5 protein-coding genes and 1 pseudogene are annotated in these 5,086 nt (G+C 38.4%); 4 read left to right on the top strand and 2 right to left on the bottom strand.

From position 1 onward, the window contains the following. The first annotated feature begins 79 nt into the window (after window positions 1-79). The 4 genes and pseudogenes from AC1DSL_RS15635 to AC1DSL_RS15620 all read left to right on the top strand — a co-directional run bounded on the left by AC1DSL_RS15635 (window position 80) and on the right by AC1DSL_RS15620 (window position 2,768). Window positions 80-442, top strand: a complete 363-nt coding sequence (locus tag AC1DSL_RS15635) for a YrdB family protein (RefSeq protein ID WP_477532888.1) — start codon at window positions 80-82, stop codon at window positions 440-442. Between the two features lie 355 nt (window positions 443-797). Beyond that, window positions 798-1,043, top strand: a pseudogene (locus tag AC1DSL_RS15630) (MarR family winged helix-turn-helix transcriptional regulator); the annotation flags it as partial. Between the two features lie 125 nt (window positions 1,044-1,168). After that, the gene (locus AC1DSL_RS15625) at window positions 1,169-2,152 is read left to right on the top strand and encodes a ring-cleaving dioxygenase (protein WP_477532887.1); all 984 of its coding nucleotides are present in this window, start codon (window positions 1,169-1,171) and stop codon (window positions 2,150-2,152) included. Window positions 2,153-2,171: 19 nt separating this feature from the next. Continuing rightward, window positions 2,172-2,768 carry an NADPH-dependent FMN reductase gene (locus AC1DSL_RS15620; protein ID WP_477532886.1) on the top strand — a complete coding sequence of 199 codons (597 nt, stop codon included), beginning with the start codon at window positions 2,172-2,174 and terminating at the stop codon, window positions 2,766-2,768. Between the two features lie 344 nt (window positions 2,769-3,112). Here AC1DSL_RS15620 and AC1DSL_RS15615 read toward each other — a convergent pair whose 3' ends face one another. Both AC1DSL_RS15615 and AC1DSL_RS15610 read right to left on the bottom strand, forming a co-directional pair. Further along, window positions 3,113-4,330: an MFS transporter gene (locus AC1DSL_RS15615; protein WP_477532885.1), complete on the bottom strand. Its 1,218-nt coding sequence runs from the start codon at window positions 4,328-4,330 to the stop codon at window positions 3,113-3,115. A 79-nt stretch (window positions 4,331-4,409) separates the two neighbouring features. Then, window positions 4,410-5,033: a LysE family translocator gene (locus tag AC1DSL_RS15610; protein ID WP_477532884.1), complete on the bottom strand. Its 624-nt coding sequence runs from the start codon at window positions 5,031-5,033 to the stop codon at window positions 4,410-4,412. Window positions 5,034-5,086: the final 53 nt, after the last annotated feature.

Raw genomic sequence — 5,086 nt, 5'->3', positions numbered from 1 at the left:
TAGAATATGGCCGAAACATATTGCATATAAAAAAATTAACATTAGTTTCTTATTTCTTTTTATTAGGAGGAAGAGTCGGATGGAAATAAAATGGATAGGTGTTAGCGTCCTCACCGGATTCTTTCTACTGGAGCTTGGTGCAATGGCTGCGTTCAGTTACTGGGGTTATCATATCAAGACAGGGGCAGCGGTCAAAATTATACTCGCGGTTGCTACGCCACTAGTAATAGCCACTCTATGGGGTATGTTTCTCTCCCCGAAGGCGTCGCTCCCCATCTTCTCCTTCCCCATACGAACCACGCTTAAGCTGGTTGTGTTCATTGTTGCTTCCGCAGCTTTGTACGCAAGTGGGCAAAGCGCGCTCGCGGTTACTTTTCTGACGGTGTCCCTTCTTATCGTGGCAGCAGTCTTTATCTTGAAGCTTCATAAAGTAAATATGTGAAGTGGATTAGTCTAAAACCGAACTTCAATAATCGGGCGTGATTGTTGAGCAACACAGGTAGAAAATGATCAAGCTTTTTTATAAAAATCGTTCTCGTGAAATATTTAAAGAGCCTGTTTTGATCAAGCTTTTTTTTAAAGCAGGCTCTTTTATATTGGGGAAATCAACTTAATAAGACGTATTTTTGATCAAACTTTTTTATAAACCAACACGTCGTTCCTGTTAAAATGGATACGATCCCTTGGAAATCGAACAAAAGTGATGCATTAATTCTAAAATCGTGTTATATTTAGTTTGAATTAAAGATATTTGAATTAAAGATATCGTGATTGAAGATAGTTAAGTGGTGATACTATTGGTTTTAACTCAAAAAAAGTTGCTTCCTGTTTCTGTTATTATTCGTGCAGCCCAAGCGATTCAGGAAGTGATCAGAAAAGATGCAGCAAGATTTGACTTGAATCCAACAGAGTTTGCTGTATTAAAATTACTTTATTATAAAGGCGATCAACCAATTCAATTGATTGGCAAAAAGGTCCTCATTTCAAGTAGTAGTATCACTTATGAGGTAGATAAGCTTGAACAGAAGAAGTTTGTTGTTCGTTGAGCATGTCCAAAGTGATTGAACTACTTAAACAATTAAGTAATCAAGCAAAGAAACTATAATTTTTTTAATAATTATCTCGAATTCGAGAATTATTAATTTGATATAAAAAAGGAGGAACCATAATGAATCATTTAAAGGGAATTCACCATGTAACAGCGATTACAAGTAGTGCAGAGAAAAACTATGAATTTTTCACATGTGTATTAGGAATGCGTCTAGTAAAGAAAACAGTAAATCAAGATGATATTCAAACGTATCATTTATTCTTTGCAGACGATAAAGGTTCTGCCGGTACAGATATGACATTCTTTGATTTTCCAGGTATTCAAAAAGGAACACACGGAACAAACGAGATTTATAAAACGGCTTTTCGTGTACCGACCGATGCGGCACTTGATTACTGGGTGAAACGTTTTGATAAGTACAAAGTAAAACATACAGGCATTAAAGCAGTATTTGATAAGAAAACTATTTCATTTGTTGACTTTGATGATCAACAATATATGTTAATTTCAGATGAATTTAATGAAGGGGTTTCATCAGGGACACCTTGGCAGAGCGGTCCGGTACCACTTGAATTTGCGATTACAGGTTTAGGACCTATTCATGTTCGTATCGCTCAGTATGATTATTATAAAGAAGTATTGGAAAAAGTAATGCTAATGCGTGAAATCGCAGAAGAGGGATCTATGCATTTATTTGAAATGGGCGAAGGTGGAAATGGTGCACAAGTGATTGTGGAGCACAATACGATTTTTCCAGCAGGCCGACAAGGATTCGGTACAGTGCATCACGCAGCCTTCCGCGTGGAAGATACAAAGGTATTATATGAGTGGATTGAACGTTTGAAAGAATTTGGTTTAGGTACGTCAGGGTATGTTGATCGATTCTTTTTTGAATCACTATATGCACGCGTAGCACCTGGAATCCTTTTTGAATGGGCAACAGATGGTCCTGGATTTATGGGGGACGAGCCTTACGAAACAGTAGGGGAAATATTATCGTTACCGCCATTTCTTGAAGGGAAAAGAGAACAAATTGAGGCATCAGTACGACCAATCAACACGGTTCGGAGCACACTTGAAATTGAAAAAGAGTACTTGTGAGGAGGTGAAATAACAAAAAATGGGCTTTTTAACTAATTTATTTGGAGCACAAAAAATGGAGGGAAAAACAATGTCAAAATTAAATATAGGTATTATTTTAGGATCAACACGTGAGGGGCGCGTAAGTCCACAAGTAGGAACTTGGGTAAAAGAATTAGCAGATAAACGTGGTGACGCAAACTACACTATTATCGATATCGCAGAATACAAATTACCACTTTTAGGTGAAGCAGGCGGCGATGCATCAGGGGCAGCTGCATGGTCAGAAATCATTGCAAAACAAGATGGATTTGTATTCATCGTTCAAGAATACAATCACTCTATTACAGGCGCACTAAAAAATGCATTAGATTACCTACGTGATGAGTGGAATAATAAAGCAGCTGGTATCGTTTCATATGGTTCTGTAGGTGGGGCTCGTGCAACAGAACATTTACGCGGGATTTTAAGTGAATTACTAGTAGCACATGTTCGTGTACACCCAGCATTATCACTATTTACAGACTTCGAAAACGGAACAGTATTCAAACCAGCTGACGTTCAAGCAGCTTCTGTAAACCAAATGTTAGACCAAGTTATCCCTTGGACAACAGCATTAAACACAATACGTAAGTAATTTTCAAGGATGAAAATCATAATAAAAACCCAAAATGTGCATGGTATCATGTACATTTTGGGTTTTTTTAAGTTGAATAAATTCTGAGGAAAATGATATCAAGATGATTGAAGGTTTTGTTCAGAAACTATAGAGAAAATATCATTTACCGATTTTATAAAAGAATATGAGGAAAACATGATGTACAAAATAGCTGGATAGTTAATGGAAACTAGCGCTTGCTTATCTAATGCTGGCCGGCAATTATATGCACTTAATATAATAATTTTTCTACACCTTGTGCAAACTAACAAGTGCTTTAATTTAACAATAGGCGATAGCAGTTAAGAATAACTGGTATCGTCTCAGTTCTCTATTTCTTTCACATCGATGAACTTAAATACAAGAAAAGTCAAAATAACACCTAGTGMACCTGCCATCAAAAAACTAACATTGAGATAATTGTTCATGACCAGCGCCATGATTGGTGGTCCAGCTGCCACGCCAATGAAACGAGCAGAACTGTAGAAAGATGAGACGGTACCGCGTTCTTCTTTATCAATATTCTCCGTTATGAGTGCGTCAAGAACAGGTAGCATGGCACCTATGGCAATTCCGACAAGGCTGGTAATAGTGAGCAAGACCCAAAGTCGTTCGGCCCATATTCCAACCATACTAACGCTCACAGATAAAGCAATTAGACAGACTAGCATCATTTTTTTCATCTTGTATAGATTGCCTTTGATCTTGCGGCCCGTAATGAAAGAAGCGATACACAACATTAATAGAGGAATGGCCAGCACGTAGCCCTTCTTAATTCCTTTCAATTCGTATTCTTTCTCCAGAATTTCCGATAGAAAGAAAAGTGTGCCGAATAAAATAAGCATAACAAAAATACCACTGAGAAAGACGGCKGATAGCCACTTTCCTTCCTCTTGGAATGTCTGCTTACTGTTGCTWAGGAACTCCTTGAATTTCTTTGGCTCCTCTTTTTCATGGGGTACTTTGATAAAGAAAAAAATAAGAACTATTGAAATAAGACTGAAAAAGGAAATGGAGAAGAATGGAAGGAACCATAAGAAAGAAGCGAAAGTAGCTCCTAATATTGGACTAATCACTTTTCCGAACGTATTCGAAGTTTCGATGATGCCAAGACATGAACTAGTTTTTTCATCATCGTCTTTATACAAATCCCCAACGAGTGGGAGGATGATCGGGAAGGCACCAGATGCACCGATTCCCTGCAAAATTCTCCCGATGATAATCCAGGCGAAGGGGTTATCCAGTTTCCAGGAGGCGTAACCGGCAATTAATCCACCAATTAGGGCTAAAATCAAACTAGGCAATATGACAATTTTACGGCCAAATCGATCGGATAGATAGCCTGCAATTGGGATGAGGAAAATGGCTGCTATTGAGTAACTTGTGATAATCATGCTCGACTGAAACGAAGAAATACCCATCGTTTTTTCCAAAATGGGAAGAACGGGAATTAGCATTGAATTTCCTAATGTCATTACAAGAGGGATTGAAGCCATACTGATAATGCACCATGTACTGACTTTTTCTTCACTGTTTTCCATACATACACCTCAGAAAATTTCATATTGAGGAACGTATTTAGGGTCTCCAAGACGTACATTTTTATGCGGGTGCGATTTGCTAGAAAAGTGAATGATAGGCTTGGACGCCGAAATAAACGCCGAAGCCGATCATGGAAAGGGAGGATATCATGGAAATGCCTGTCAGGATGTTATTCGATAGCACTTTGCTGGCGCTACTGGACAATAAGGACATAGTTAAATCCACCATCATAATTCCCAATAATATGGCTCCACTGCAAATGAAGATTTCATATCCTGCCAATGGTTCAGAAGACCCTACAAGGAGGGAACCATAAATACCTAACCAAAAAAGGACCGTCAAAGGGTTTAGAAACGCCATGAATAAGCCGGCTATGTATGTATGTCGAATTCGATTTGTCTTGGTCATTGTTTTTGCTTTAGTTTTGTGGAGCGCAAGCAGATTTTCAATCCCCGTATAAATGAGGACAAAGCATCCGAAAGACCAGAGCAGCGTTTGCATGAATGGTGAATCGATGAATTTAGCGATTCCGAAGTACACCAAAAGCATATATAGGATATCGGAAGATAAGGCTCCAAGACTGAAAATCCATGCACGAAAAAAGCCTTTGTTGATGCCTGTATTTATCAGCGTCGTTTTTACTGGGCCGATAGGTGCTGCCAATGAAATTCCAAGAAATACATACGTAAAGAATGAATGCATGGAAAACCCTCCAATAAGATCATGTCTTAGCATCTTATTCAGAAGCCGTATTC

It is taken from the genome of Paenisporosarcina sp. P4_D4, from assembly GCF_056401835.1.
The sequence above is the reverse complement of the archived record's forward strand: the minus strand, read 5'-3'. Positions and strand labels throughout refer to the sequence as shown.

Coding starts and splice junctions, on each gene's coding strand:
- AC1DSL_RS15635 (WP_477532888.1), top strand. CDS start 80: ATGGAAATAAAATGGATAGGTGTTAGCGTCCTCACCGGATTCTTTCTA.
- AC1DSL_RS15625 (WP_477532887.1), top strand. CDS start 1,169: ATGAATCATTTAAAGGGAATTCACCATGTAACAGCGATTACAAGTAGT.
- AC1DSL_RS15620 (WP_477532886.1), top strand. CDS start 2,172: ATGGGCTTTTTAACTAATTTATTTGGAGCACAAAAAATGGAGGGAAAA.
- AC1DSL_RS15610 (WP_477532884.1), bottom strand. CDS start 5,033: ATGCATTCATTCTTTACGTATGTATTTCTTGGAATTTCATTGGCAGCA.